This is a genomic window from Bacillus nakamurai (genome assembly GCF_001584325.1).
GTDB classification, from domain to species: domain Bacteria; phylum Bacillota; class Bacilli; order Bacillales; family Bacillaceae; genus Bacillus; species Bacillus nakamurai.
The window spans coordinates 1-23,652 of the sequence record NZ_LSAZ01000030.1; the positions used below are offsets into that span (position 1 = coordinate 1).

The 23,652-nt window shown below is 45.0% G+C and carries 24 protein-coding genes and 3 pseudogenes; 8 read left to right on the forward strand and 19 right to left on the reverse strand.

Going from position 1 to position 23,652, the window contains the following annotated elements:
* Positions 1 to 45: 45 nt before the first annotated feature.
* Positions 46 to 1,665, reverse strand: a complete 1,620-nt coding sequence (locus tag AXI59_RS13440; RefSeq protein WP_061528495.1) for an APC family permease — start codon at positions 1,663 to 1,665, stop codon at positions 46 to 48.
* A 183-nt stretch (positions 1,666 to 1,848) separates the two neighbouring features.
* Between AXI59_RS13440 and AXI59_RS13445 the strand changes: the two genes are divergently transcribed.
* On the forward strand, positions 1,849 to 2,109 hold the full coding sequence (locus AXI59_RS13445; protein WP_061528496.1) for a hypothetical protein: 261 nt from the start codon (positions 1,849 to 1,851) through the stop codon (positions 2,107 to 2,109).
* 43 nt (positions 2,110 to 2,152) lie between these two features.
* Here AXI59_RS13445 and AXI59_RS13450 read toward each other — a convergent pair whose 3' ends face one another.
* On the reverse strand, positions 2,153 to 2,851 hold the full coding sequence (locus AXI59_RS13450) for a YqeB family protein (RefSeq protein ID WP_061521316.1): 699 nt from the start codon (positions 2,849 to 2,851) through the stop codon (positions 2,153 to 2,155).
* Between the two features lie 116 nt (positions 2,852 to 2,967).
* Between AXI59_RS13450 and blaOXA the strand changes: the two genes are divergently transcribed.
* Positions 2,968 to 3,780, forward strand: coding sequence for a class D beta-lactamase (gene blaOXA / locus AXI59_RS13455; protein WP_061528497.1), 813 nt, complete (start codon positions 2,968 to 2,970; stop codon positions 3,778 to 3,780).
* A gap of 28 nt (positions 3,781 to 3,808) precedes the next feature.
* Here the strand turns inward: blaOXA and AXI59_RS13460 are convergent, their stop codons facing one another.
* From AXI59_RS13460 to AXI59_RS13500, 9 genes are all read right to left on the reverse strand, one after another.
* The gene (locus AXI59_RS13460; protein WP_061521318.1) at positions 3,809 to 4,057 is read right to left on the reverse strand and encodes a sigma-G-dependent sporulation-specific acid-soluble spore protein CsgA; all 249 of its coding nucleotides are present in this window, start codon (positions 4,055 to 4,057) and stop codon (positions 3,809 to 3,811) included.
* 91 nt (positions 4,058 to 4,148) lie between these two features.
* Entirely contained in the window at positions 4,149 to 4,625 is a 477-nt protein-coding gene (locus AXI59_RS13465) for a DUF4879 domain-containing protein (protein ID WP_061521319.1), read from the reverse strand.
* Positions 4,626 to 4,726: 101 nt separating this feature from the next.
* Positions 4,727 to 4,906, reverse strand: coding sequence for a hypothetical protein (locus tag AXI59_RS20500; RefSeq protein ID WP_061528498.1), 180 nt, complete (start codon positions 4,904 to 4,906; stop codon positions 4,727 to 4,729).
* A 13-nt stretch (positions 4,907 to 4,919) separates the two neighbouring features.
* Positions 4,920 to 6,071 (reverse strand): ABC transporter permease, encoded by a 1,152-nt coding sequence (locus AXI59_RS13475; RefSeq protein WP_420806856.1) that lies wholly within the window; start codon positions 6,069 to 6,071, stop codon positions 4,920 to 4,922.
* Positions 6,071 to 7,261, reverse strand: coding sequence for an ABC transporter permease (locus tag AXI59_RS13480; protein ID WP_061528500.1), 1,191 nt, complete (start codon positions 7,259 to 7,261; stop codon positions 6,071 to 6,073). Before AXI59_RS13480 ends, AXI59_RS13475 begins: the two co-directional genes overlap by 1 nt.
* Positions 7,262 to 7,271: 10 nt before the next feature.
* Entirely contained in the window at positions 7,272 to 8,198 is a 927-nt protein-coding gene (locus AXI59_RS13485) for an ABC transporter ATP-binding protein (protein WP_061521323.1), read from the reverse strand.
* 140 nt (positions 8,199 to 8,338) lie between these two features.
* Complete coding sequence (locus AXI59_RS13490) at positions 8,339 to 8,983, reverse strand: response regulator transcription factor (RefSeq protein WP_061521324.1); 645 nt, start codon at positions 8,981 to 8,983, stop codon at positions 8,339 to 8,341.
* Position 8,984: 1 nt separating this feature from the next.
* Positions 8,985 to 10,118 carry a sensor histidine kinase gene (locus AXI59_RS13495; protein WP_061528501.1) on the reverse strand — a complete coding sequence of 378 codons (1,134 nt, stop codon included), beginning with the start codon at positions 10,116 to 10,118 and terminating at the stop codon, positions 8,985 to 8,987.
* Positions 10,119 to 10,142: 24 nt separating this feature from the next.
* Positions 10,143 to 10,856: a YjjG family noncanonical pyrimidine nucleotidase gene (locus AXI59_RS13500; protein ID WP_061528502.1), complete on the reverse strand. Its 714-nt coding sequence runs from the start codon at positions 10,854 to 10,856 to the stop codon at positions 10,143 to 10,145.
* Positions 10,857 to 10,985: 129 nt separating this feature from the next.
* On the opposite strand from AXI59_RS13500, the pseudogene AXI59_RS20505 reads away from it, so the two are divergent.
* Positions 10,986 to 11,111, forward strand: a pseudogene (locus AXI59_RS20505) (Lrp/AsnC family transcriptional regulator); the annotation flags it as partial.
* A gap of 41 nt (positions 11,112 to 11,152) precedes the next feature.
* Here AXI59_RS20505 and AXI59_RS13505 read toward each other — a convergent pair.
* Together AXI59_RS13505 and AXI59_RS13510 are read right to left on the reverse strand one after the other, a co-directional pair.
* A complete protein-coding gene (locus AXI59_RS13505) occupies positions 11,153 to 12,538 on the reverse strand; it encodes an amino acid permease (protein WP_061521327.1) in 1,386 nt (461 codons plus the stop codon).
* Between the two features lie 460 nt (positions 12,539 to 12,998).
* A complete protein-coding gene (locus AXI59_RS13510) occupies positions 12,999 to 13,430 on the reverse strand; it encodes a MarR family winged helix-turn-helix transcriptional regulator (RefSeq protein ID WP_061528503.1) in 432 nt (143 codons plus the stop codon).
* A 196-nt stretch (positions 13,431 to 13,626) separates the two neighbouring features.
* On the opposite strand from AXI59_RS13510, the gene AXI59_RS13515 reads away from it, so the two are divergent.
* The 3 genes and pseudogenes from AXI59_RS13515 to AXI59_RS13525 all read left to right on the forward strand — a co-directional run bounded on the left by AXI59_RS13515 (position 13,627) and on the right by AXI59_RS13525 (position 15,654).
* The gene (locus AXI59_RS13515) at positions 13,627 to 14,031 is read left to right on the forward strand and encodes a CidA/LrgA family holin-like protein (protein ID WP_061528504.1); all 405 of its coding nucleotides are present in this window, start codon (positions 13,627 to 13,629) and stop codon (positions 14,029 to 14,031) included.
* Entirely contained in the window at positions 14,001 to 14,693 is a 693-nt protein-coding gene (locus AXI59_RS13520; protein WP_061528505.1) for an LrgB family protein, read from the forward strand. The genes AXI59_RS13515 and AXI59_RS13520 overlap by 31 nt, the downstream gene beginning before the upstream one ends.
* 117 nt (positions 14,694 to 14,810) lie before the next feature.
* Positions 14,811 to 15,654 (forward strand): annotated as a pseudogene (locus tag AXI59_RS13525) (aldo/keto reductase).
* A 50-nt stretch (positions 15,655 to 15,704) separates the two neighbouring features.
* Here the strand turns inward: AXI59_RS13525 and AXI59_RS13530 are convergent.
* A pseudogene (locus tag AXI59_RS13530) lies at positions 15,705 to 16,052 on the reverse strand (DUF4885 family protein); the annotation flags it as partial.
* Here AXI59_RS13530 and AXI59_RS20915 point away from each other — a divergent pair.
* Both AXI59_RS20915 and AXI59_RS13535 read left to right on the forward strand, forming a co-directional pair.
* Positions 16,011 to 16,190, forward strand: coding sequence for an FDLD family class I lanthipeptide (locus AXI59_RS20915; protein WP_420806857.1), 180 nt, complete (start codon positions 16,011 to 16,013; stop codon positions 16,188 to 16,190). The pseudogene AXI59_RS13530 and the gene AXI59_RS20915 overlap by 42 nt on opposite strands.
* Positions 16,191 to 16,313: 123 nt before the next feature.
* Positions 16,314 to 17,189, forward strand: a complete 876-nt coding sequence (locus AXI59_RS13535) for a S8 family serine peptidase (RefSeq protein WP_276203583.1) — start codon at positions 16,314 to 16,316, stop codon at positions 17,187 to 17,189.
* Between the two features lie 126 nt (positions 17,190 to 17,315).
* On the opposite strand, the gene AXI59_RS13540 is transcribed toward AXI59_RS13535, so the two are convergent.
* The 5 genes from AXI59_RS13540 to cdaA form a co-directional block, all read right to left on the reverse strand.
* Positions 17,316 to 17,522 carry a hypothetical protein gene (locus tag AXI59_RS13540; RefSeq protein ID WP_061528508.1) on the reverse strand — a complete coding sequence of 69 codons (207 nt, stop codon included), beginning with the start codon at positions 17,520 to 17,522 and terminating at the stop codon, positions 17,316 to 17,318.
* Between the two features lie 167 nt (positions 17,523 to 17,689).
* A complete protein-coding gene (gene glmS, locus AXI59_RS13545; RefSeq protein WP_061521344.1) occupies positions 17,690 to 19,492 on the reverse strand; it encodes a glutamine--fructose-6-phosphate transaminase (isomerizing) in 1,803 nt (600 codons plus the stop codon).
* A gap of 435 nt (positions 19,493 to 19,927) precedes the next feature.
* Entirely contained in the window at positions 19,928 to 21,274 is a 1,347-nt protein-coding gene (glmM, locus tag AXI59_RS13550) for a phosphoglucosamine mutase (protein ID WP_061521345.1), read from the reverse strand.
* Positions 21,275 to 21,291: 17 nt separating this feature from the next.
* Complete coding sequence (locus AXI59_RS13555; RefSeq protein ID WP_061528509.1) at positions 21,292 to 22,734, reverse strand: CdaR family protein; 1,443 nt, start codon at positions 22,732 to 22,734, stop codon at positions 21,292 to 21,294.
* Positions 22,727 to 23,548, reverse strand: coding sequence for a diadenylate cyclase CdaA (gene cdaA / locus AXI59_RS13560; protein WP_061521347.1), 822 nt, complete (start codon positions 23,546 to 23,548; stop codon positions 22,727 to 22,729). The genes AXI59_RS13555 and cdaA overlap by 8 nt, the downstream gene beginning before the upstream one ends.
* Positions 23,549 to 23,652 lie beyond the last annotated feature (104 nt).

The following is a 23,652-nucleotide window of genomic DNA, read 5'->3' on the forward strand; positions in this document are numbered from 1 at the left end:
CTCTATGGGGTCAGTCCCTATCACCGCAAGGTTTTTTCAAGCCCATTATTCTTTTCCGGCAGCGGCTTCCGCCTGCGCGCCTTTTAATTGATCATTAATTTCTTTCGCATCTTTCAAATACTCAGTCTGGAATCCGCTCTTGAGCGCCCACGTGTAGAAGCCAAGCGCCACGACCGCAATCAGCCCCATATCCCAGCCGTAAGGAATGATGTTTAAGCCGCCGAACTTATCACTTCCGAGCCATGAAATAACCATCATCGTGAGCAGATAAAAAACCATCCATACACCGGCTTTAAAGTTTCGGCGGAATCCTTTCCACTTTGCTTTTGCCTGATAGTAGAAATAAATCGGAAGACCGATCAAGATAATAAACAGCACCTGCCCCGTTAACGGCCAGCGCGCCCAATACAGCACGAGAGACGCAAACACGAACCCGAGCGGAGCAATCACGCTGAGGCCTTTTAAACGAAGAGGCCGATACAAATCTTTTGCCGTCCGCCGAAGCGTCATCACCGTCACAGGACCCGTGATGTAAGAAATCAACGTGGCAACGGAAATAATTTCAGCAAGCACGCCCCATCCCCTGAATAAAAACAAAAAGATAAAGGATACGATAAGATTAAAAATCATAGCCTGGCGCGGTACGCCATAAAGCGGATGAAGCTTTCCGAAAATGCTCGGCATGTATTTATTTTTTTCCATACCGTAGATCATGCGTGACGTCGTCGCTGTATAGGTGATGCCTGTCCCTGACGGAGATACGAACGCATCCGCATATAGAATGATGACAAGCCAGTTGATGTTTAATGCAATCGCCAAATCAGCAAACGGAGAGTTAAAGTTCAGGTGGCTCCAGCCATGGGCTATCATGGAAGGATCAACCGCTCCGATAAACGCGATCTGCAAAAGCACATAAATCACGGTAGCGACCAAAAGTGATCCGACAACCGCAATCGGTATGGATCTGCCGGGGTTTTTCGCTTCTCCCGCCATGTTGATCGGGCTTTGAAACCCGTTAAACGCAAACACGATACCGGATGTGGCTACCGCTGTCAGTACACTCGCCCAGCCATTCGGTACGATGCTTGAACCGGATGTAAAGTTCCCGCCGTGAAAACCGGCAAACAACAGAGCCCCGATCGTAAGCCCCGGTATAATGATTTTAAAAATCGTAATAAGAGAATTCGCTTTAGAAAATAAATTAACTGTCCAATAATTCAGTAAAAAGTAAATAATCAGCAATACGGATGCGAAGCCAAGCCCCTCGCCCGTAAGCGTGCCGTTGTGCACAAGATTGCTTGTCCACTTTGCCCATTCCCAAGGCCATGAGCTCATATATTGAACCGATGCAACCGCTTCCACAGGAATAACGGATACAATCGCAATCCAATTTGCCCATCCGGCAATAAATCCAATAAACGAACCGTGAGAATATTGGGTGTATTTAACCATTCCCCCGGCTTCAGGAAACATAGAACCCAATTCACTGTATGAAAGTGCGATAAAAAGAATGACGATCATACCGATAATCCAGGAAATAATAGCGGCAGGTCCCGCAATCTGGGCCGCCCGCCATGCTCCGAATAACCAGCCAGAGCCAATCATCGACCCAAGTCCGACCATCATGAGTGCAAACGTTCCCATTCTTCGATGCAATTGGTTCATATAGTTAACACCTTTCAACTCATTTGTGACTCCAGTTGTCATATTTATATTATTATTCTGATTAATCACTTTTGTCAATCTTTATCGCATTAAAGCAGACCACCAAATTCATCCACCCATGTTTAATCAGCCGTTAAGCGGGAATAACAACTGAAACGCCAGAAATAGAAAGGAGTTCTTATAATGAAACAAAAACTGCTCATTTCAGGACTTGCTGTTTCTACTGTCGGAGTGACTTCCTACCTGCTGAAAGATAAATCTAACCGCCAAAAGGTAAAAAACTTTATTCACAGCCTCAAATCATCGTTTTCCGGCAAACCAAATATTGACTCATTTCCCGTCAGTAAAGCAGGAAACCCGCATCCTGAGGATATTGAAGATAACAAAATGGTATCTGAAGGCTCTATGTACCCGGTTCAATACTATGATGAGAAGAAGAAATAATTTTTCCGGAGCTGCCAGCCGTTACAAAACGGCGGCAGTTTTTTTATGAAGGCAACGATTTATAGGTCCGCCAATATTGACGGATTCCTTGATCACGCACCGTAATTCCCAGTTTAGAGATTTCCTCTTTCAGCTCTTTCACATCAGCCTTATCATCTTTTTTCAGCGCCTTTTCTCTTGCTTTTAAAAGGGCGTTTACACCCGGCTCCAAATCCGGAGTGTCCGGCACCCACCGTTTGTATTCTTCTTTAAAAGGATCTTCCAATCCAAGCCATACGTATCCATGCCTGCGAAAAGCCTTCTCTGCTTTTACACCGGCGGGCTCAAGCTTCTCCCGAAAAAGCTCCTGCCCTTCAGTGCCCAATAAGACAAGCTGCTTCTGATCCATAAAAACCCCCGAGATGGTGTCTCTCGAAAACACGCTTTCTTCATTATGAATTTTTAAGGAAACATCGCTGTCAGAAACGATGGCAACAAGACATTCTTTAAAAATGGCCTGCGTCAGCCACGCTCCTCCAATTAAACCGATGATGGCGGTCACAATCGCGGCCTTCCACCCGTGAAAAGAAGCAATAATCCCCAAAGGCCCCTGAAAAGGCACCCACTCCAATGTGACAGCCCATCTTGCAATGACAGGCAGAAACCAGCCGATTGCCGCTCCCAATAACGGCGGCACCAGCCACCCCACCGCTTTCTCAACCGGTGACAGTTCAAGAACCGTCTGATTTTTCATTTCATTCATTTGTCTCCTCCGCCTTTGTTCCTTTATCCTGAATTTCACATTTATTCATTATACAAACAAATAGTTTATGCTGTAAACTGATACAGAAAGTACCAAACAACAGGGAGGTAAAGGTGATGAAAAAGGGGTTATACGGGTTCATTGCATTACTGGTGCTGGCAGCCGCAGGGTTTTCCATTAAAGCGGCAATGCCGGCGGCCGCGGCAAAGGATAAACATCTGAACGTCAGCCGCATGAAGGTGGATAATTTCTTTCACGGACGCGAGGGCACATTTATTATGAAAGATGTTCAGACGAATCAAACCTATATTTACAATGAAAAAAGAGCTAAGGAACGGATGACACCCCAATCCATCTTCAAAATTCCCAATGCTTTAATCAGCCTTCAAGTGAAAGCCGTCCGGGATGAATACGATGTGAAACGGTGGGATGGCGTAAAGCGGGAGCTGGATTCCTGGAACAGGGACCACACGCTCGGTTCAGCCATGAGAGAATCCGTTGTCTGGTATTATCAAGCACTGGCAAGAGATATCGGCGAACCGCGGATGAAGGATTGGGTGCATAGGATTTCTTACGGAAATGAGGACATAAGCGGCGGCATCGACCAATTTTGGCTGTCAAGCTCTCTTACCATTTCACCGCTGGAAGAAGAAAGTTTCATTGAGCGTCTTTATAAGGAAACACTTCCTTTTGATAAACCGGTGATGAAAACAGTCAAACGCATGATGATCCAAGAAGAGGGCGATCATTACACCTTATACGGGAAAACCGGAACAAGAACGGCCGGTTATAACATGGGCTGGTTCGCCGGATTTATCACGACCGAAAAACATTCATATATATTCGTCACTAATGTGAATGATACCGGAATCACCGCTAAACAAATCACAACAGATATTCTCAAAAAGTACGGACTTATTACACACTAAAAAAAGCCCTGCAGCTTGCGGGGCTTTTTTAAAACAGCAGCTCATACACCTCATTCAATTCCCTCGTGCGCTTATCATCCTGTTCGTCCTGTGCGTATTTGATTTCCTTTTCAAGCACTTGATTTAAGAAGTCCATTTCAAGATCATTCAGATCCTTCACAAATTCCTCCTCATTCGCGTAATGCTTCACTCGCAATTTTTTATAAATCCTTTGGCATACCTCGTGCTCCAAATGATTCGAAAGCGACTCACGCAAATATCCGAGTGTCATATCCATCCGTTTCAGTCCCCTTTCCTTTCTGAATAGCTTGCGGAAAGAGAGAAAAACTATACATAAAAGCCCGGTATTTGCATACCGGGCAATCGATTTATTTTTGAACCTGGATTGAGAAAAATCCGCTGCTTAACGGCGTATACGGCCCATTCAGCCCTGTTGCGGAAAAAGAAAACGTGCCGGAGCTGACATTTTGAAGAGGGACACTGTAATATTTAATATATCCGGTAATGATATTGCCGTTTTTCGTATACTCATCCTCCAGCGCTTTTGACGTAAAGCTCGTAATGTTCGTGCCGTTGTTAAAAGCCTGAATCGTATTATTGTTCGGATAACCTTGGAAATACACGGCCAGATAACCTGTTGTGCCTTTCATTGGAATGGAAGCGCTGAGCTGATTGGCACCGATATTTTCCCATTGATAATTCTGTCCGTCAGATGTGACCCCGATAATACGGATTTGCGTTAAAGCAGGAGCGGGCGCTGCAGAAGCTGATTGTGTCAATATCCCGCTGACAAGCACCAAAACAGCGGCGGCCGCGGCAAACATCATAACAATTCTTTTCTTCATGTTTCTTCCTCCCCGCAATCAGTTTTTTCCAATAGATCCTTCCATTCGTATTTTACATGATTTTCCAGGAAAAAGAATACAATATTACAAAACTTTGTTAACTATATATGAAAAGCTCTGGACACACCATTAATGATTAGAAATATTCCGCAAATCCTTAAGATCACTCTCGAACTTCTGTCGTCTTTACCGAAAAAGGTTTTTCCAAGCCAGCCGATCCATATATTCATCGCAATTCCTGCGAGCAATTCTATGATTCCTATGATTTCCGCCATATACAAAGCAGTTATCCTCCTACCCGTGCTTTTTCACATTATGATTGATAAAGTAAAATGATACGGCCAAAGCTGCGGCGCCAATTCCCAAAAATAAGCTTAACGGCGTGATTTGTGAGCCGATCGCAGCGCTGTCATTCATCATGTCTTTTAATGAACCGATCGCCCACTTTTCAGGGGTGAACACAGACAGCACACGCATGTATTTCGGGGCCAGCTCTAAAGAAAAGAAAGAACCGCCCAATATGCCGCTGACCGCTATCAGAATGGAAGCGAGCGAGGTAAATTGTTTTTGGCTTTTCATAAACGGAATCAGCACCATTGTTAAAGCCGTCAGTGCAAATAAATATGCCGCAAGCACCACCCCTGCTTCCAGAACGTTATCGGCAATGCTGATATTGAGCATATATTTTCCGGCCGCGATGATCGCAATAATATGAAGGAGGCCGAAAAGGTAAGCCGCAGCGAGCTTGGATGCTGCATACTTCTGATAGGAAACGGGCGTGCTCAGCAATCTGGTAAATGTATCATTTTCCTTTTCATCAATAAACGATCTTAACCCCTGTACCGCGACAAACCAGATAAACATGGCCAAAAATCCGATAAGCCTGCCAGCCGCTTGCCCGCCTGCTTGATTTGCCTGATGTGTAACGGTTACGGCAGATTGGCCCTGAATATCCTTTAGCAGATCAGACGCCGTCTGCTTCCCGTCGATATGCAATGTCTGGGACATGTGTTTCGCGTCGCGGACTATTTTTTTCAGCGTGCCCGCCTGTTGGGCGATAAGCTGTTCTGTCAAAGCGGCATCACCTTTTTCTTGATTTTGAATAAATGATAAGCTTACTTGGTCCTCGGAAAATAATCGTTCTTCGAAATGGGGACCGATCAACAGTCCGAACGCAATATCGTGATGGTTCACTTTTTTCTTCAGTACGTCTTCAGTTACCTTCGTAATCTTCAAATGCCCATCCGTCTGAATCATGTTCATGAATTGTTCAGAATAGACGCTTTGGTCCGTATCAGCTACAAACACTTCCTTGTGCTGACTGCCATTTAGAGTGAATGAAAATAAATATGTCAGAAGGAGCGGGACAGAAATCGTCGCCAAGATGGCTATTCGATTTTGGAACATCAGCTTCAGCTGATGTTTGACCATCAAAAACATCTGCATTATGAAACCGCCTCCTTCTGCTTAAACACCCATATTGTCATACACAAAAAGACGGCGCCGATAACGGCCATCTCTGCCAAATCGATCCATATTCCGCTCAGACCGGCGTGCTGCGTGACACTTACATAGCTATTGATCGCTTTGCCGTTCGGTATTATTTCCTGAACGATCCGCAATTTGTCAGGCAGGCTGTCTTTCACGATAAAGCTCCCGCCTAAAAAACTGAACAAATACAGAATCGGAGCCGCCATGCTTGAGACGGCTGCATGATTTTTTGCAGTAAAGCCCCAGAGCAGGACCATACTGCCGATCACAAACGAATAAACAGCCGTAACCAGAAACATCTCAAACAAATTGCCCCACTTTACTTGATACACAATGCTGCTGATCAAAATGACGGCAGCCATCTGCATGAGAATCGCAAACATAATCCCGAGAAGCTTGCCCGCCACGTACTGTATATGTAAAACGGGCATTGATTTGATTCTGAATAAAGTGCGCTGCTGCCTTTCCTCCACAATACCGTGAACAAGCACAAATGCCGTCATAATGGAGAACATCACGACCATTGCGATAGAGTAATATTGCATCGCACTAATAGAAGCCGTTAATTCACCGGCCGTCTGTTTCGGAATGTTGACGGCTTTTTCACTATGGCTGGTTAAACCGCAGACCACCGTTTCAATCTCAGCCTTTGTCATATGCCCGGAATGCTTCAGCACTTCTTTCTCTTCACTATGTACAGCTTTGATTCTCGTGACAAACGAATCGGCCATCGTCTCGACAATGTCTCCGTTTACGGATGCTTTGTTGTCTGCAATGACACTGATACTGGTTTTTTTATTGTTTTCCGCCGCATCCGTAAATCCCTTCGGCACATATACAAACACAGAGGCTTTGCCGCTTGCGACAAGCTTTTTTCCTTCTTGAAAGCTGTCTGCTTTTTTGACATGGATGACATCGCTTTGTTTCAGCACGTCGTCCTTTAACACATCTCCCAGCGGCTTCTCTGCGTGATCCGCACTAAAAAATGCCACATCAAATGGCTGCATCCTTGAATCTGAATCATGGAAGACCGTGCCTAAAATAAGAATCATCAGCGCAGGAAACAGTATTAGCTTGAGGTAAAACGACTTTTGCGCTGCCAATAATCGAAAATCCAATATTAAAAGCTGGAATAAAGTTCTCATGACGCTCCCCCTATGAATCCCGCAGTGTTTTTCCGGTGAGCTGGAGGAAGATGCTTTCCAAATTAGCTTCTTCAAAATGAAGGCCTGTAATGGTGAGTCCGGTTTTTCTGATATCGTCTGCGATATCAATCATATTTCGATCCACCAGCATAGAAATATTCTGATGGCTGAGGGTCACCTTAGAGACACCGGGAATATGCTGGATTTTCTTTACGGCGTCGTCATTCAGCTCCGCCACATTTACAATCAGGGTATCGCAAGCATTTGCAGTCTGTTTCAACTCGTCTTTCGTTCCGGCTGCAATAAGAGATCCGTGATCCATAATTGCCGCTTTCTCACATAAATACTCGACCTCTTCCATGTAATGGCTCGTGTAGATGACCGTCATTCCTTTTTCTTCATTCAATGTTTTGACGGTTTCAAGGATATGATGTCTGGATTGCGGGTCGATTCCCACAGTCGGCTCATCTAAAATGAATAGCTTCGGATCATTCATTAAAGCGGCACCGATATTCACCCGTCGCTTCATTCCGCCGGAACATTCAGCCACCCTTTGATTCCGCTGCTCCTTTAATTCAATCATCTCCAATACTTCGTCGACGCGCTTATGGAGCGCCGTCCCGGAAAGGCCGTATAAGCTCCCGAAAAAAGCCAAATTATCCTTCGCGCTTAGCGACTGGTATAATGCTAACTCCTGAGGAACAACGCCCATTATTTTTTTAATGGCGACAGGCTGTTCTTTCAGTGATTTGCCGTCTATATGTATCGTTCCGCCTGTCGGCGCGAGCACGGTGCTGATCATTGACACAGTTGTCGACTTACCGGCTCCGTTCGGCCCTAAAAATCCGAATATCTCTCCGCTTTCAACTCGCAGCGACACATCATTCACAGCGATAAAATCGCCGTACTTTTTTGTCAGATTTTTTAATTCGAGCATTCATTCAGCACTCCTTGTGTCATGTCTGCTCTCATTCTACTCCTGACAATAGTTGTTTTCTATTCACTTTAGTACTCAATGCCTATATTACTTTCGTCATATGTTAGGTGATAAAAAGAGGGAAGGGGATAAAGCGGGGATTACATCATTTTTTGTAAATATAACGTGAGCTCGGTTCTGTTTGTCACTTCCAGTTTTTCGAGGATGCGGGATACATAATTTTTTACCGTGCCTTCTGTCAAAAATAGAGCCGCGCCAATGCTTTTATTACTTTTGCCTTCCATGATGTGCTTTGCCACTTCAAGCTCTCTCGGCGTAAGAATTGCCGTCAGCTCTTCACGGGGCTGTTCTTTCACGGTTTCCGTATTCATCTCATTGAAAGCTTTCACTACCTTTAGCGTAATCTTGGGATTCAGCATCATATTCCCTTCACAGGCAGCTTGAAGAGAGGCGATAATTTCGTCAGAATCAGCATCCTTCAGGATATAACCGTCCGCCCCATTTTTCAGCCCGGTAAAAATATATTCGTTATCATGAAATGTCGTCAAAATGATTACTTTTACAGACGGATACTGCGTTTTTACCGCTTTTGTCGCCTCAATTCCGTCCATTCCCGGCATTCTGATGTCCATCAGAACAACATCGGGCTCGGTTTGCGAAAGCAGCTGCAGCACCTCTTCGCCATGAGAGGCCTCTCCTATCACATTGATCCCTTCATGAAGGCTTAATATCATTTTCAGCCCCTCTCTCACAATGGGCTGATCATCTGCGATAATGACATTCACTTTATCGTTCCTCCTTGCATGGTATATACATTTTCACATCAAATCCCGTCTCTTTTCCCGAATAAAAAACAGCCTCTCCGCCCAATGCGGCGGCTCTTGTTTCAATTCCGTTCAGGCCATTTGATTTTGATATATTTTCACAGCCTGAGCCGTTATTATAAATTTGCGCCAATATCATATCCCGCTCTTTTTGAATACGAATGGAAAAATAGGAAGCATGTCCGTGTCTCAGTCCATTTGTGATTGTTTCCTGCACAGTTTGATAGATGCAGTGTTTTATATCGGGGGCTGCCGTTTCTATTTCCTCATTCATATTAAGCTCAAAGCGTATATCATCCGTTTCTTGAAAATGACTGAATATGTCACGGAGCGCTTGCTCAAACTCACGCCCGGACAAAGGATCGTGAAGAAGCATAACCGCCTGGCGCAGCTTGAGAATGGATTCCTTTGAAAGCTCATGCGCCTTATGAATAACCTGCTTCGCTTTTTCCGGCTTTTGGTCTGCCGCCTTGCCCGCAAATTCCAAATTCAGCCTCAGCGCGACAAGATAATGGCCGAGCGAATCATGCAATTCCTGTGCAATTCTCGTTCTTTCTTTGGAAATCGTCAGCTCCTCTATCCGATCTGAATATTCCTTCAGTGTGGCATTGGCGGTTTGCAGCTCTTGATTTAACCTTTCGATTTTCGATTTTTCCTGCAAATTTCTCCGATATAAATAAATAATCGCAAACATGATCAGATAAGGCAGCACAATATCACTGACACCCGTTCCGGCGGCATATAGACCGACAGCAAATGCGGCGGCATTCATACTTAACGAAACAGCCGAAATCTTCTCCTTGGTGATGAGAATTTCCACTAATAAAAGCACCATGATGACCTGTGTCCCCGCACAATACACACGGTACAGCAAGAAGCCCGCCATCACATTGCTTAGAAGAAAAGATCCGTAATAAAAGACGGATTGCCTTTTCACATATACCGGCCGCAGCCAGTCATTGGCCGTTAACAAAATAGCAAGCACAGCTAAAAAAACCCCCAGCTTCCGTTGGGCCGGCGGAAGCTGAAGAATGGTATGAAAGATTGATAGTAACGCAAAACCCCTAATGACTAATTTCGTATGTGCTATGTTCATCGGATGCTCCTCAGCCTGCAAGATTTATGTGAGAGCGGAAAGCTTTCTTTTCACATGCAGCAGATCATACAGCTCATCAAGCGAATGAATTTCACACGTCGGAACGACCCCAGACTCATTTGCTTTCTTCGCGGGGTTAAACCAGCATGTATCAAGCCCGGCCATCTGTCCGCCCTTCATATCCGCGCTCAGGGAATCTCCGATAATGAGCGTTTGCTCGGCGGAAAAGTCAGGAATTCTGGCAAAGACATAATCAAAATATTCCTTCATCGGTTTTTGAAACCCCGTATCCTCAGATACAAAAATGTCTTTAAAAAACGGATACAGCCCCGAGTCGCGCAAACGCTTATATTGTGATCTGGATACACCGTTGGTCACGATATACAAATCATATTCAGGGTGCAGGCTTTCGATCAGCTCATAAGCGCCATCAATGAGCTGATGCCCTTCTTCTAAGTATTGGCGGTATTTCTGATTCAGCAAAACACCGTCGGCTTCATAGCCGTATTCCTTACATAATAGGGTAAATCGGGTGTTTACAACTTCATCACGAGTCATTTCTCCCTCTTCAAACGCTTTCCATAACCCTTGATTCAGTGCTTTATACCGGGCCTCCACTTCAGCCGTCAGCTCTATCTCCGTGTCTTGAAATAATTTTTGAAGAGCGTCGTTTTCTGAAGCGGTGAAATCCAGCAGTGTATTGTCTATATCAAATAATAACGTTTGGTAATTTTTCATAGATGGTTCCCCCGGTTCTGCTTTTTTTATCCAGTATACCACTGGGGAACACGCCGATAAAGATAACCGCCGGAAACTGTTTTAACCGGACAGCAAGAGTCGTGAAATGAGAGGAAGCGGGCGTGATCGAATTGTTTTAAAATCAGCGGTGAAGGCTGTTATCTGCTGAAATGCAAATTTCCGCCGAACGAAGACCTGGACCGATCCCTTACCGAATGGACCATTTTTCCAATTGTGAATTATCGATTGTCATGAACTAAAAAAGACACCTCCAATTTAGGAAGTGTCTTTCTGACTCACACAGCGTCTTCTATTTTCGTATCATCATCGGCAACCCGCTTGCCAATGCCGAAAGCAAAGTAGCTGACGGCCACAATCACTAAGAAAATCACCCCGACAATCAGCGATACCCTCGTGTCATCGTTAAACCACATACCGACTAACACCATCAGTAAGAAAGCAATCGTCAAGTAGTTTGTCACAGGCGCGAAAGGCATTTTAAACGGATGCTTATCAAGTTCAGCACCTTTCGCCCTTCTGAAGCCGAGATGGCTGATCAAAATGACGAACCACGGAACCATACCCGGAAGCACACTCGCACTGTACACATACACAAATACATTTGGCGGTGCAATATAGTTTAAGACAACACCGACCGCCAGCCCGATCAATACGGCGATTGTACCGTATAACGGCACACCGTTGCGGGAGACTTTCTTAAAGAATGTCGGCGCTTGACCGTTCACGCCCAATGTATAAAGCATACGCCCCGCGCTGAAAATCCCGCTGTTGCAGCCGGACATCGCTGCCGTAATGACAACAAAGTTAATAATACCGGCCGCTGCCGTGATCCCGATTTTCGCAAATGTAGAAACGAACGGGCTTCCGAGTGAATGAAGTTCATCCCACGGATACACAGTGACGATGACAAAAATCGCACCGATATAGAAAATTAAAATCCGCCAGATAATGCTCTGGATTGCACTTTTTAACGTTTTTTGGGGATCTTTCGCTTCCCCGGCGGTAATCCCGATCAGTTCGACCCCTTGATAGGCCGCAATGACAAGAGATAAAGCAAAGAAAAATCCGGAAAATCCATTTGTAAAGAAGCCGCCGTGCGACCAAAGATTAGATAATCCGATCGCATGCCCCCCGTTACCGAAACCGAAGAAAATAATGCCGATTCCCGCGATAATCATCAAGATGATCGTCACGATTTTAATCATCGCGAACCAAAATTCAAACTCACCGAATGATTTCACTGAAATTAAATTCGCCGCGCCGAGAATGGCCATGGCAATAATGCCAGGTATCCAGGCAGGCAGATCCGGAAACCAATATTTCATATATGAACCGACGGCAATGATTTCAGACATCCCGACGATTACCCATTGAAACCAGTTACTCCACGCCGTCATATAGCCGGCTAACGGATGTATATATTTATGGCCGAATGTCGCAAACGAACCCGTACTCGGCTCCACATAAAGCATCTCGCCCATCGCACGCATGATAAAAAAGATAAAAATACCGGCAATTGCATATGCAAGCAGGACAGACGGCCCGGTCCATTGAATCGTGCTGGATGAACCCATGAATAAACCGACACCGATCGTACCGCCCAAAGCAATCATCTGGATATGACGCGCGCCCAAGCCCCTCTTCAACTCTTTGTTTGCCACTTCGCTTCCTCCTCTTAACAGCTCTATATATTTGAAATAATGAAGCAGAAGGTGCACCTGTTTTGAACCTAACTCGATCTTCATTTCTCGCAATATTAGAAATTTTCTATTTTTCTATTGTTATAACATCTCCAATTTCCTTATCCCATCATAATAAATTTCTGTGGAAAATACAATTGTTTTTTTCAGGTAAACACCTTTTGATCTAAACTGACAAAATAAAATTAAAGCGCTTTCATTTTATTAAATTATGAATATTAAGATAATAAAATGCCGTAAACAGCCGAGAAAAATCATTTCCCCGGCTTTAGGCCGCCCGCCCCCCATTCTATATAAATTTGCCTTACATCACATAAGCATGTTCGAGCCAACGCAAAAACTGAAAACTCTTCTTTCTTCCATTCTCCCTCGGATACACTATAATCCTGCTTATATGGAAAAAATGGCGGATTCATTTTCGTTAATCGATAAATGCCTCATTCAGCCGGATCAGCAGCTTGCCGAACAGTTCTTTTTCATCACCTGACCAATCGTCAAGCATACGATGATAACGTTGAAGACGCATCTGCTTATCGGCTTTTAATCGCTGCTTGCCGAGCTTTGTAATTGTAAACAGGCTGACCCGCCCGTCAGAAGGATCAGAAAAACGATAGATCAGCTCTTTCGCCTCCAAGGCCGCGGCCTGCCTCGAAAGCGTGGAAATATCCAGCTTAAAGGAGTCGGCCAATTCCTTGACACGCGCCGGCCCAAACTCATCTAACTGCCTTAATAACAGATAAGCCGGTCTCTCCAGATTCCCGATTTTACGGTCAGAGTTATCGAGATAAACAGCCCGCCGGATAAAGGTGGTGAGCTCATATTCAATCAATTCAATCGGATCTTGTTTTGGCAAATGGAATCGCTCCTTACAATTGACAACAGCATCATTAGTTGTATAATACAAACATATGCACATGTATTCTGCAAACACATAAACAGTTTTTCCGTACATATATTTGTATAGTACAAATATATGCGCAAAAAGTAAAGAAACTCACCGTGACATCAAGAAAGGGGGAAGCTGCTCTTCTCCAGAGAACAGCACCGTTGTGAAAGCAATACGCATTATATTACAAATTATCATTTTATACGCATTTTCCATGATGGGAGAAGCCGCCCAACAGATGTTTCATCTGCCCATTTCGGGAAGCATTATCGGCTTAATCCTCATGCTCATTTGTTTGACGGTTAAGATCATTCCTGTGAAGATCATTGAAGACGGAGCGGGGTTTTTGCTCTCGTTTCTTCCATTATTATTTATACCGGCCATGGCGGGCGTGATGAATTATCCGTCACTGTTTTCCTCAAGCGGAGCCGCTCTGTTTTTGATTGTCGTGCTGAGCACCATCGTCACGATGAGCGCTGCGGGATACGCCAGCCAGCTGTTAGAACATAAAGCCAATCAGAGAAAGGAGAAAAAGAAGTGCAGCAAGCATGCATCGCAATCATTATAATTTTATTAACGGCTGCCGCTTATCTGGCCATGGTGAAATTATATGTGCGCTTTTCATACCCATTTTTCATACCCGTACTGACAACGACGATTCTGATTATCGTGCTGCTGCTCGCCTTTCACATTCCTTATAAAGACTATATGATCGGCGGGAAATGGATTAATTCACTGCTCGGCCCCGCTGTCGTGGCTTTAGCTTATCCGCTTTATAAGCAGCGCCGCATCTTGATTCAATACAGCCTCCCGATCATCGGAGGCGTATTGGCGGGTTTATTTTCAGGAATGATCAGCGGCCTGTTATTTGCCGAGCTGTTTGGCATCAACCGGAATCTGATTGTATCTATCATTCCAAAATCAATCACAACCCCTGTCGCCATTCAAATCGCCACCGGACTCGGCGGCGTTCCATCAATGACAGTGGTGTTTGTCATGATCGCAGGGTTTTCAGGCGTCATTCTCGGACCGCTGCTTCTCAAATGGATTCGCATTCGCAGTTCACTTGGAAAAGGAATTGCATTCGGCAGCGCCTCGCATGCGCTCGGCACTTCAAAAGCAATGGAATACGGGGAATTAACGGTCTCCATGAGTTCCGTTTCCATGACACTCTGTGCCGTGCTCGGCTCTGTATTCGGACCCATTGTGGCGTGGATGTTCCAGATTTAACGGCAGAAAAGCTGACGGACTATCGTCAGCTTTTTTATATGCTGTCACAACCATTTCCATTAACATGTTTTAATTGTAAGAATAATGGTAAAGCAGAGGGAAAGGGAGGGATTCATAATGGATAAAGCAATTCCGGAAAAGAAACTTCATGACGGTACAAGCATTCCTGCGATCGGCTTCGGTACATACACGCTTAACGGGAATGAAGGCGTTCATGCCATTAACAGCGCCATTGATGTCGGCTATCGCTTGATTGACACTGCTTATAACTACGAGAATGAGGGAACTGTCGGAGAAGCCATTCGCCGCAGCTCGGTTCCAAGAGAACAGTTATACATTACATCCAAAACTTCCCGGACGCTACCATGAATATGACAAAGCGGTAAAAGCCATTCAAGAATCTTTATACCGGGCGAATTTAGATTACTTTGACTTGTATCTTGTTCATTGGCCGAACCCGAAACAAGGCCGCTACAGAGAAGCCTGGCAAGCACTGATTGACGCTAAAAAATGGGGTCTGATTCGTTCCATCGGCGTTTGCAACTTCCTGCCTGAGCATATTGAACGGCTCGAACGTGAAACCGGCGTAAAGCCAGGCATTAACCAAATTGAATTACATCCCGCTTTTAATCAGCAGCAGCAGCGTCAATGGCATGAGGAACAGGGCATCGTGACAGAATCATGGAGCCCGTTATCCCGCGCCGGTGAAGTATTGAACGATCAAAAACTCGGACAGATTGCGGACAAATACGGCAAAACCATTTCTCAAGTCATTTTACGCTGGCATATCCAGCTGGGCGCCATCCCTATTCCAAAATCAGCATCGCCCGAACGCCAGCTTGAAAACATCTCCGTTTTTGATTTCTCCCTTGATGAAAACGACATGAAGATCATCGATTCGCTTACCCGCCCGGACGGACGCATAAACGGCCAAGACCCGGCGGAGTATGAGGAATTTTAAGAAGACGTATAAAGAAAAGCTGACGAAATCCATTCGTCAGCTTTTTAATTTTATATACGCACGCCCAGCTGCCGTTTCCATTCAGAAAGCCAGTCCGTATCCCCTGATCCGTATTGCTTGCTTTGGCCGACGTCACGCAGAGATCCGTCACTATAATCAATTGACAGCACCAAATCAGGAATGGCATCATACCCCGTTCTCGCCAGCTTCGTGAGCCTCTGTCCGTAATGGGCGGCTGCTTCTGCTGCCGTATGTTTCAACAAAGGATCTTGCTGCAGCGCTTCTTTATAGACGTCTAAAAGGTCGCAGCCGTCTTCTGTGACTTACTTTCCGTCCATGATCTGCAAGTCTTTCAGATGATAGCCGGTCACTTCATACATTTCCCGAACGACTTGATATTAGATGTTAAAGTAAATCAAGTGAATTTGAATGCAAGTGCAGAACCGGATACGAAAAAAACAATACTATCTTGCGTTACATGTAAATCTACTTGTACTTGTAACTGTACGTTTAATTGTACTATGCTAATCTGCTAATCTAAATTGAAGAAACACAATAATCCCTAGTTTTCCTTATTAGGGAACTAGGGATTTAAATTATCTTGTAAAAAGGGGAATCATCATGCAATTAACAAAGGAAAGAGTACAATAGACAGCGGAATTGACTTTAACCATCCAGATTTAAAAGGAAATATTCTCAATAAAGGAAAATCATTTGTCCCATATACAGAAGATACTCAAGACTATCTCGGACATGGCACTATGGTAGCTGGAGTTATTGCTTCAAACGGAGACTTACTTGGAGTTGGCCCTGAATTAGGCATTGTGCCATATAAAGTGTTTCAAGAAAATAGTGCTGAGTCTAGCTGGATTATCGATGCCATCATTCAAGCGGCAAAAGACAATCTAGATGTAATAAATCTAAGCCTTAGCACCTATCTATCAAAATCTGATAAGAATGACAGAGTTCTGATTAAAGCATTTCAAAATGCTCTACTTTTTGCAAAGCAGAAAGGAAGTATTGTTGTGGCCTCAGCAGGAAATGATTCTTTGAATTTAATTAATTCCAGAACCATCGCCACCCAAAGAGGCGACCTAAATGATTATCAATATCATTTTCCAGGTGGCAATAAAGATGTAATAACCGTATCTGCAACTACTAAGGAAAAAAACTTAGCTTCTTATTCCAATTATGGGAAAATTTCCTTTTCCGCTCCAGGAGGAGACTACGGACCCTATTTCAATGATCTAAAGGAGTTTGATATTAGTTCTTGGATAGTTGTAAACTCCCCAACTAACCTCCCTCAGACAACTCTTAGTAAAAATCTTGGTCTTCCAAAAGGCTATGAGCTAGACGTAGGATCAAGTTTGGCTGCACCTAAAGTATCTGCCCTAACGGCATTATTAATTGCAGAGTATGAAGAAAAACACAATAAAAAACCTTCTCGTTCTTTATTAATAAATCTACTAAAAAAAGGTGCTCTAGACCTTGGAACTAAAGGATTTGATAGTAAGTTTGGCTATATGGAGAAATAAATGTTGTGAAATCACTAAACTCTGTAAATTGAAAAGATATTTAAAAAGGTTACTATAAGTTTATACCAGAAAATTACGGTTTAAAGAGCTTATGATTACTATATAATTATATATAGCCATAAGCTCTTAAGTTTCAGATGCAACTCTTATTAATAATTTAATCTTTTTTTTAATTTTCTCTTTGTCATAACCGTAAATAAAACCGAAAGCTATTAAAACTGCTCCTCCATAACGTAAATATTGTTGATAATCAAAATCTTTAAACACAGTAACTGATCCAATAATCAACAAAAGACCCAATATAATAATAATATTAAGAAAGTTTCCTTTCAAAAAAACACCTCTTTTTTAAATTTTATCCATACCCTATTATATCATCTATAGAGTGTTTTTCCATTACAAAACTTCTAAATGTATTTAATTACTTTTAAATTTCAAATAAAAAAACCTCAGGAAACCTGAGATTTTTAAAGACAGAATAATTTATTTACCTTTCATCCCTACTCCACCGTAACACTCTTCGCAAGGTTTCTCGGCTTATCAACATCACACCCGCGATGCAGCGCAGCATAATAAGCAATCAGCTGCAATGGCACAACAGAAACCAACGGAGCAAGCGCTGGGTTTACTTCCGGCAGAACGAAGCGGTCGTCTGCGTCGTCCAGGCCTTTCAGCGAGATGATGCATGTGTTCGCTCCGCGTGCCGCAACCTCTTTCACGTTTCCGCGGATGCTTAGGTTGACATGGTCTTGTGTCGCCAATGCGAAGACCGGTGTTCCTTCTTCGATCAGGGCGATTGTACCGTGCTTCAGCTCGCCGCCGGCGAAACCTTCCGCTTGGATGTAAGAAATCTCTTTCAGCTTCAGCGCGCCTTCGACACATACGAAGTAGTCAAGGCCGCGGCCGATGAAGAAAGCGTTTCTTGAGACAGTCAGGTATTCGCGCGCGATCATTTCCATTTCGTCCTTCTGGTCGCAGAGGGCTTCCATGGCGTTAGCAGCGATTCCGAGTTCTTTGACCAGATCAAAGCCGATGTCAACGCCGTTACGTTCTGCTGCCACGGACGCAAGGATCGCGAGTACGGCAATCTGAGCCGTATAGGCTTTTGTTGAAGCAACGGCGATCTCAGGGCCTGCGTGCAGAAGCAATGTGTAGTCCGCTTCACGGGAAAGCGTTGATCCCGGCACGTTCGTGATCGTCAGCGCTTTGTGCCCTAACGCTTTTACTTGAACAAGCACGGCGCGGCTGTCCGCTGTTTCTCCGCTTTGAGAAAGGAAGATGAAAAGCGGCTTCTTAGACAGAAGCGGCATGTTGTAAGAGAATTCACTCGCTACATGCACTTCAACCGGCACGTTTGCCCACATTTCAATATATTGTTTCCCGACAAGGCCCGCGTGGTAGCTCGTTCCGCATGCCACGATATAGATGCGGTCCGCTTCCGCCACGGCGTCAGCGACATCGCCCGCCACGGCAAGCTTGCCGTTTTCATCTTGATACGTTTGGATGATTTTGCGCATTACAAGCGGCTGCTCATCCGTTTCTTTTAACATGTAGTGAGGGTAAGTGCCTTTTTCAATATCACTGGCGTCAAGCTCAGCGATATAAGACGAACGTGTCATGACGTCACCGTCTAGGTTTTTAATCACGACTTCGTCTTTTGTCACGATGACCATTTCTTTGTCCAAAAGCTCTACGTATTCATTCGTTACTTGAAGCATGGCCATCGCGTCAGATGCCACGACGTTAAATGTATCTCCAAGGCCGACTAACAGAGGGCTTTTGTTTTTTGCAACATAAATGGTTTCTGTGTTTTCACCGTCAAATAATGCAATTGCGTAAGAGCCTTTTAACAGGGTAAGTGTTTTACGGAACGCTTCTTCTGTATCAAGTCCTCCGGCAACAAATTGCTCGATCATTTGAACGACTACCTCTGTGTCTGTATCGCTTTTCAGTTCAACATTTTCAAGGTACTCGCGCTTCAGCTGAACATAGTTCTCGATCACACCGTTGTGAACAAGTGTAAAGCGGCCGAGTGCGCTTTGATGCGGGTGAGCGTTCAGAAAGCTTGGTTCGCCGTGAGTCGCCCAGCGTGTATGGCCGATTCCCGCTTGAGATTCAACCGTTGAATCCACCACTTCACGAAGGTCGGCGATGCGGCCTTTTTCTTTGTACACGTGCACGCCCTGCTCGTTCGCCACAGCGATACCGGCAGAGTCATAGCCGCGGTACTCAAGCTTCTCCAATCCCTTTAACAAAATCTCTTTCGCATCAAGCTGACCGATATAACCTACAATTCCACACATATTTTCTTCCTCCTAAAGGTGTAAAAGGAGACGAAGAAAGTCAGATAACAAGGGGACTTTCAATCGTCCCCTCCCACATGTTTTTTTGGAAGATCATGTGATTTCTCTTTGTTCGGAGAGTCGCCCCTCCGGTTTGAAGAAATCCTTACGGCTGTGATCTAACATAAATCAGCCGGGAGGCATCCGCCGAAAATTCGATAACCTCCATCCTCGTCAACTAAGCCGTTTTTCGGGCGCTTAGTTCGGGCGCTATAATTATAAGATGCAAACAATGCCGCCTTTCCTGAGAATGAAAAACAAAGGCTGAACAAGCTTGATTTTACAACATGTGCCAAGGACGGTCAATTATTTTTTGCAGCCGCCCTCGGCATCATGTATTACCATCATTTTATGCCAATCCCGCTTGTCATGTTCGCTCTCTGTTTATAAACTTCGCTATTCCGCTCCCATTTCTGTCCGCACGACATCAACAATTCTTGTGACATATTCGTCACAAAGTTCTTTTGTTCTCGCTTCTGCCATCACGCGGACGAGCGGCTCGGTGCCTGACGGGCGCACTAAAATCCGGCCGTCGCCGTTCATTTCTTTTTCCACTTCAGAAATAACAGCCTTCACCTTAGCGTTTTCTTCCACCTTGTATTTATCCGTCACTCTCACATTCACTAACAGCTGCGGGAATTTTTTCATTTCACCCGCAAGCTCTGAAAGGGTTTTGCCGGATGCCTTCAATGTATTGACCAGCATAATCGCTGACAAAAGGCCGTCGCCTGTTGTGTTGTAATCAAGGAAAATAAGATGCCCTGACTGTTCGCCGCCGACATTGTACCCGTCTTTTTTCATCGCTTCCACGACGTAGCGGTCGCCGACTGCCGTTTGAACGCTATTGATGCCCTCTTTTTCAAGCGCTTTGTAGAAACCGAGGTTGCTCATCACGGTTGATACGACTGTATCATCCTTCAAGCGGCCTTCTGATTTCAAATACTTTGCGCATATGTACATAATTTGGTCGCCGTCGACAATGTTCCCTTTTTCATCTATGGCAATCAGACGGTCGCCGTCGCCGTCAAACGCAAGGCCGATGTCGGCATTTTTTTCTTTGACGAAGGCACTTAACGCTTCCGGATGCGTAGAGCCGACGCCGTCATTAATATTTAATCCGTTCGGTGACGTTCCCATTGTTGACACGTCCGCGTCCAGATCAGCAAACAGGTGTGTCGCGATGGACGACGTAGCGCCATGGGCGCAATCAAGCGCTACATGAATGCCGGTGAAGTCTTCGTCAGCAGTCTGCTTTAAAAATTGCAGATATTTTTGCACGCCTTCAAAGTAATCATTCACAAGCCCGAGCTCCGCGCCAGTCGGTCTCGGCAGCTTATCCTCCGGTTCATCCATCAGGCGTTCGATTTCAGCCTCCTGTTCATCAGAAAGCTTAAAGCCGTCGCCCCCGAAGAACTTAATTCCGTTATCCTGCACAGGATTATGAGAAGCGGAGATCATGACGCCCGCCTCTGCATCCATGGCCTTCGTTAAATAGGATACGCCCGGCGTAGAAATGACGCCGAGGCGCATGACTTCAGCTCCGATTGATAAAAGTCCGGCGACAAGGGCTCCCTCCAGCATATGTCCGGAGATACGTGTATCGCGGCCGATCAGCACTTTTGGGCGCTGTTTGTCTTTTGTCAGGACATACCCGCCAAAACGCCCCACTTTAAAGGCCAGCTCTGGCGTAAGCTCGCTGTTGGCAACACCTCTTACACCATCTGTTCCAAAATACTTGCCCATTTTGTATCGCTCCTTTTTCACTCTGTTGAAGAGGAATCAGCATTTGATCCTTCTTCATTTTGGTCTTGGTCTTGATTTTGATTCTGGTTTTGACTTTTATTGTTATCGCTGTCAGTGTCGTCTTCCTGGTTTTTGTCTTTGTCATTTGTGTCTCCGCTGCCGCCATTCTGATGACCGGAATTGGCGGAGCCGCCGTCATTATTATTTGAATTCAGGCTTTTCTTTGATGTCAGCTTTATTTTGGCGGTCTTTTTTGACAGGGACCATGTGATGTTTTGCGGCCCGTTTACTTCAAGCTTTACTGAATGCTCTCCGTCATTTAAGTCCGAGACATTGGCGTACAGCTCAATATCTGATTTCTTCAATGCCTTAATGTTGGCCGGAGAGCCCTTGGCTGTGACGGTTATCGTTTGCGATTTCGGATCGAGAAACTCGATTTGCTGCGAGCTGCCCAGTCCGACTGTCTTAATCGCGACATCGTCAAAATCCTGCTTGTCTTCACTGTCCACCTTAACATGCAGTGTAATTTTTTCAGGTGAAACCTTTGTGACACCCTTTGGCAGCGGAATGTCCGCATCCACGTCCGTATCCTTATCAATTTTGCTCAAATCAAGCGCAACGCCATCAATAAATTCGAGTGAATTCAAGACATCCTGCGGACCGTAAACCGTCACCTCGCTCGGGCTTGAGTCGATACTGGCGACACTCACTCCGTCCGGAAGACTTCCCTCCCGTTCAATTTTAAAAGGGAGTTTTTTGCTGGGGCTTGCCACCGGAACGGTAACTTTAATCACTGACGGTTCAACATCAACAGGAAGTGTGTTTCCGTCTTTATCATAGACGGTCACCTTCACTTCCTTTTCAATCGTCTCAGCTGCATTTTCAAGGTTCACGGATGCTTTGACAAGTGATATGTTATCAATCACATTTTTGGAACCGGTAATCTGCACGTTTTTCGGGCTGATGATCGGCTGCTGCGGAGTATACCCCGTCTTCATCTTGCTTTTATTGTAGTATTCGACTTCAACGGGAAAACTCACAGCCGTTTTTTCCTGAATCGTGACCGTCGTGACTGACGGATTAATGGATATCGTCAGCCCGTCCGATAAGTTTTTAGCCTTCAGCTCGACTTTATGCGTGCCGGTTTTCAGGTTATTCATATCAGCATAAATCTCAAAATTCTTCGTCTGTCTCGCCTTTTTCACCGCGCTTGTAGAACCTTTTATCGTGACATTAACCGTCTGAGGAACACCTGTTACGACGTAATTCGCTTCATCATAATACGCTTTTACGGGAATATCAGTCAGCGTAGCCTCGTCTGTTGTTGATGTCGGAAAAAAAGATTCCCCCGGTTTTTTCGGAGTCGGCGCCTGGTTGTTGTTAACCGCAACATAAAGCAGCAGCGCAAAGAGCAATGCAATGATCTTTACAGCCCAGCGGTTGTTTAAGAATTTATCCATTTTTCTTGCCCCTCCAGTACCAGCGGTTAGAAGAAGTATCTCTGGCGTTTTTCTTAAACTCGGCTTCGAGCATTTCTTTCAGTGCGTCTTCCGTCAATTCTCTGTGAAGATCTCCGTTTCTGGCCACACTGATGGCGCCGGTCTCTTCAGACACAATAATGGTTAAGCTGTCCGTCACTTCACTGATGCCGACGGCCGCTCTGTGCCGCGTTCCCAGCTCCTTGGAAATAAACGGGCTTTCGGACAGCGGCAGATAACACGCCGCGGCAGCAATCTCGTTATTCTTCATAATGACCGCTCCATCGTGCAGCGGCGTATTCGGGATGAAAATATTAATCAAAAGCTCCGAGCTGACCTTCGCATTAAGCGGAATGCCCGTCTCGATATAATCTCCCATCCCCGTATCCCGCTCTATCGCGATGAGAGCGCCGATACGGCGTTTCGCCATGTAGCTGATGGATTTTGTAATCGCTTCAATTGTTTTCTGCTGCGCTTCCTCAACGGGCGTGCCGCTTCTTGAAAAAAACCGCCCCCGGCCAAGCTGTTCAAGCGCCCTTCTCAGCTCAGGCTGGAATATAATAATAATCGCTAAAAATCCCCATGTTATCGCTTGGTCCATCAGCCACTGAAGCGTGCTGAGTCCCAAATATGAACTGGCCATCCGGACTAATACGATGACGACGATACCTTTTAAAAGCTGGACCGCCTTCGTTCCGCGTATGACCATGATTAATTTATATATCACATACCAAACAAGGAGAATATCAACGGCATTGCCGAGGTATTGCAAAAATGGGATGTCCTCAAAAGCCATTTCCTCGTCCTCCAAGAATTCAGTCATTTCGTTTTCGTTATGGATTGTACTTCATGAGCATATGTACTTCACATAGCGTGCTCATTATACCACATTTTGATTTC

Excerpts from the sequence above, each read along its gene's own strand:
- AXI59_RS13440 (WP_061528495.1), bottom strand. The coding sequence starts at position 1,665 with ATGAACCAATTGCATCGAAGAATGGGAACGTTTGCACTCATGATGGTC.
- AXI59_RS13445 (WP_061528496.1), top strand. The coding sequence starts at position 1,849 with ATGAAACAAAAACTGCTCATTTCAGGACTTGCTGTTTCTACTGTCGGA.
- AXI59_RS13450 (WP_061521316.1), bottom strand. The coding sequence starts at position 2,851 with ATGAATGAAATGAAAAATCAGACGGTTCTTGAACTGTCACCGGTTGAG.
- blaOXA (WP_061528497.1), top strand. The coding sequence starts at position 2,968 with ATGAAAAAGGGGTTATACGGGTTCATTGCATTACTGGTGCTGGCAGCC.
- AXI59_RS13460 (WP_061521318.1), bottom strand. The coding sequence starts at position 4,057 with ATGGATATGACACTCGGATATTTGCGTGAGTCGCTTTCGAATCATTTG.
- AXI59_RS13465 (WP_061521319.1), bottom strand. The coding sequence starts at position 4,625 with ATGAAGAAAAGAATTGTTATGATGTTTGCCGCGGCCGCCGCTGTTTTG.
- AXI59_RS13475 (WP_420806856.1), bottom strand. The coding sequence starts at position 6,071 with ATGCAGATGTTTTTGATGGTCAAACATCAGCTGAAGCTGATGTTCCAA.
- AXI59_RS13480 (WP_061528500.1), bottom strand. The coding sequence starts at position 7,261 with ATGAGAACTTTATTCCAGCTTTTAATATTGGATTTTCGATTATTGGCA.
- AXI59_RS13485 (WP_061521323.1), bottom strand. The coding sequence starts at position 8,198 with ATGCTCGAATTAAAAAATCTGACAAAAAAGTACGGCGATTTTATCGCT.
- AXI59_RS13495 (WP_061528501.1), bottom strand. The coding sequence starts at position 10,118 with ATGAACATAGCACATACGAAATTAGTCATTAGGGGTTTTGCGTTACTA.
- AXI59_RS13500 (WP_061528502.1), bottom strand. The coding sequence starts at position 10,856 with ATGAAAAATTACCAAACGTTATTATTTGATATAGACAATACACTGCTG.
- AXI59_RS20915 (WP_420806857.1), top strand. The coding sequence starts at position 16,011 with ATGATAGCCGGTCACTTCATACATTTCCCGAACGACTTGATATTAGAT.
- glmS (WP_061521344.1), bottom strand. The coding sequence starts at position 19,492 with ATGTGTGGAATTGTAGGTTATATCGGTCAGCTTGATGCGAAAGAGATT.
- glmM (WP_061521345.1), bottom strand. The coding sequence starts at position 21,274 with ATGGGCAAGTATTTTGGAACAGATGGTGTAAGAGGTGTTGCCAACAGC.
- AXI59_RS13555 (WP_061528509.1), bottom strand. The coding sequence starts at position 22,734 with ATGGATAAATTCTTAAACAACCGCTGGGCTGTAAAGATCATTGCATTG.
- cdaA (WP_061521347.1), bottom strand. The coding sequence starts at position 23,548 with ATGGCTTTTGAGGACATCCCATTTTTGCAATACCTCGGCAATGCCGTT.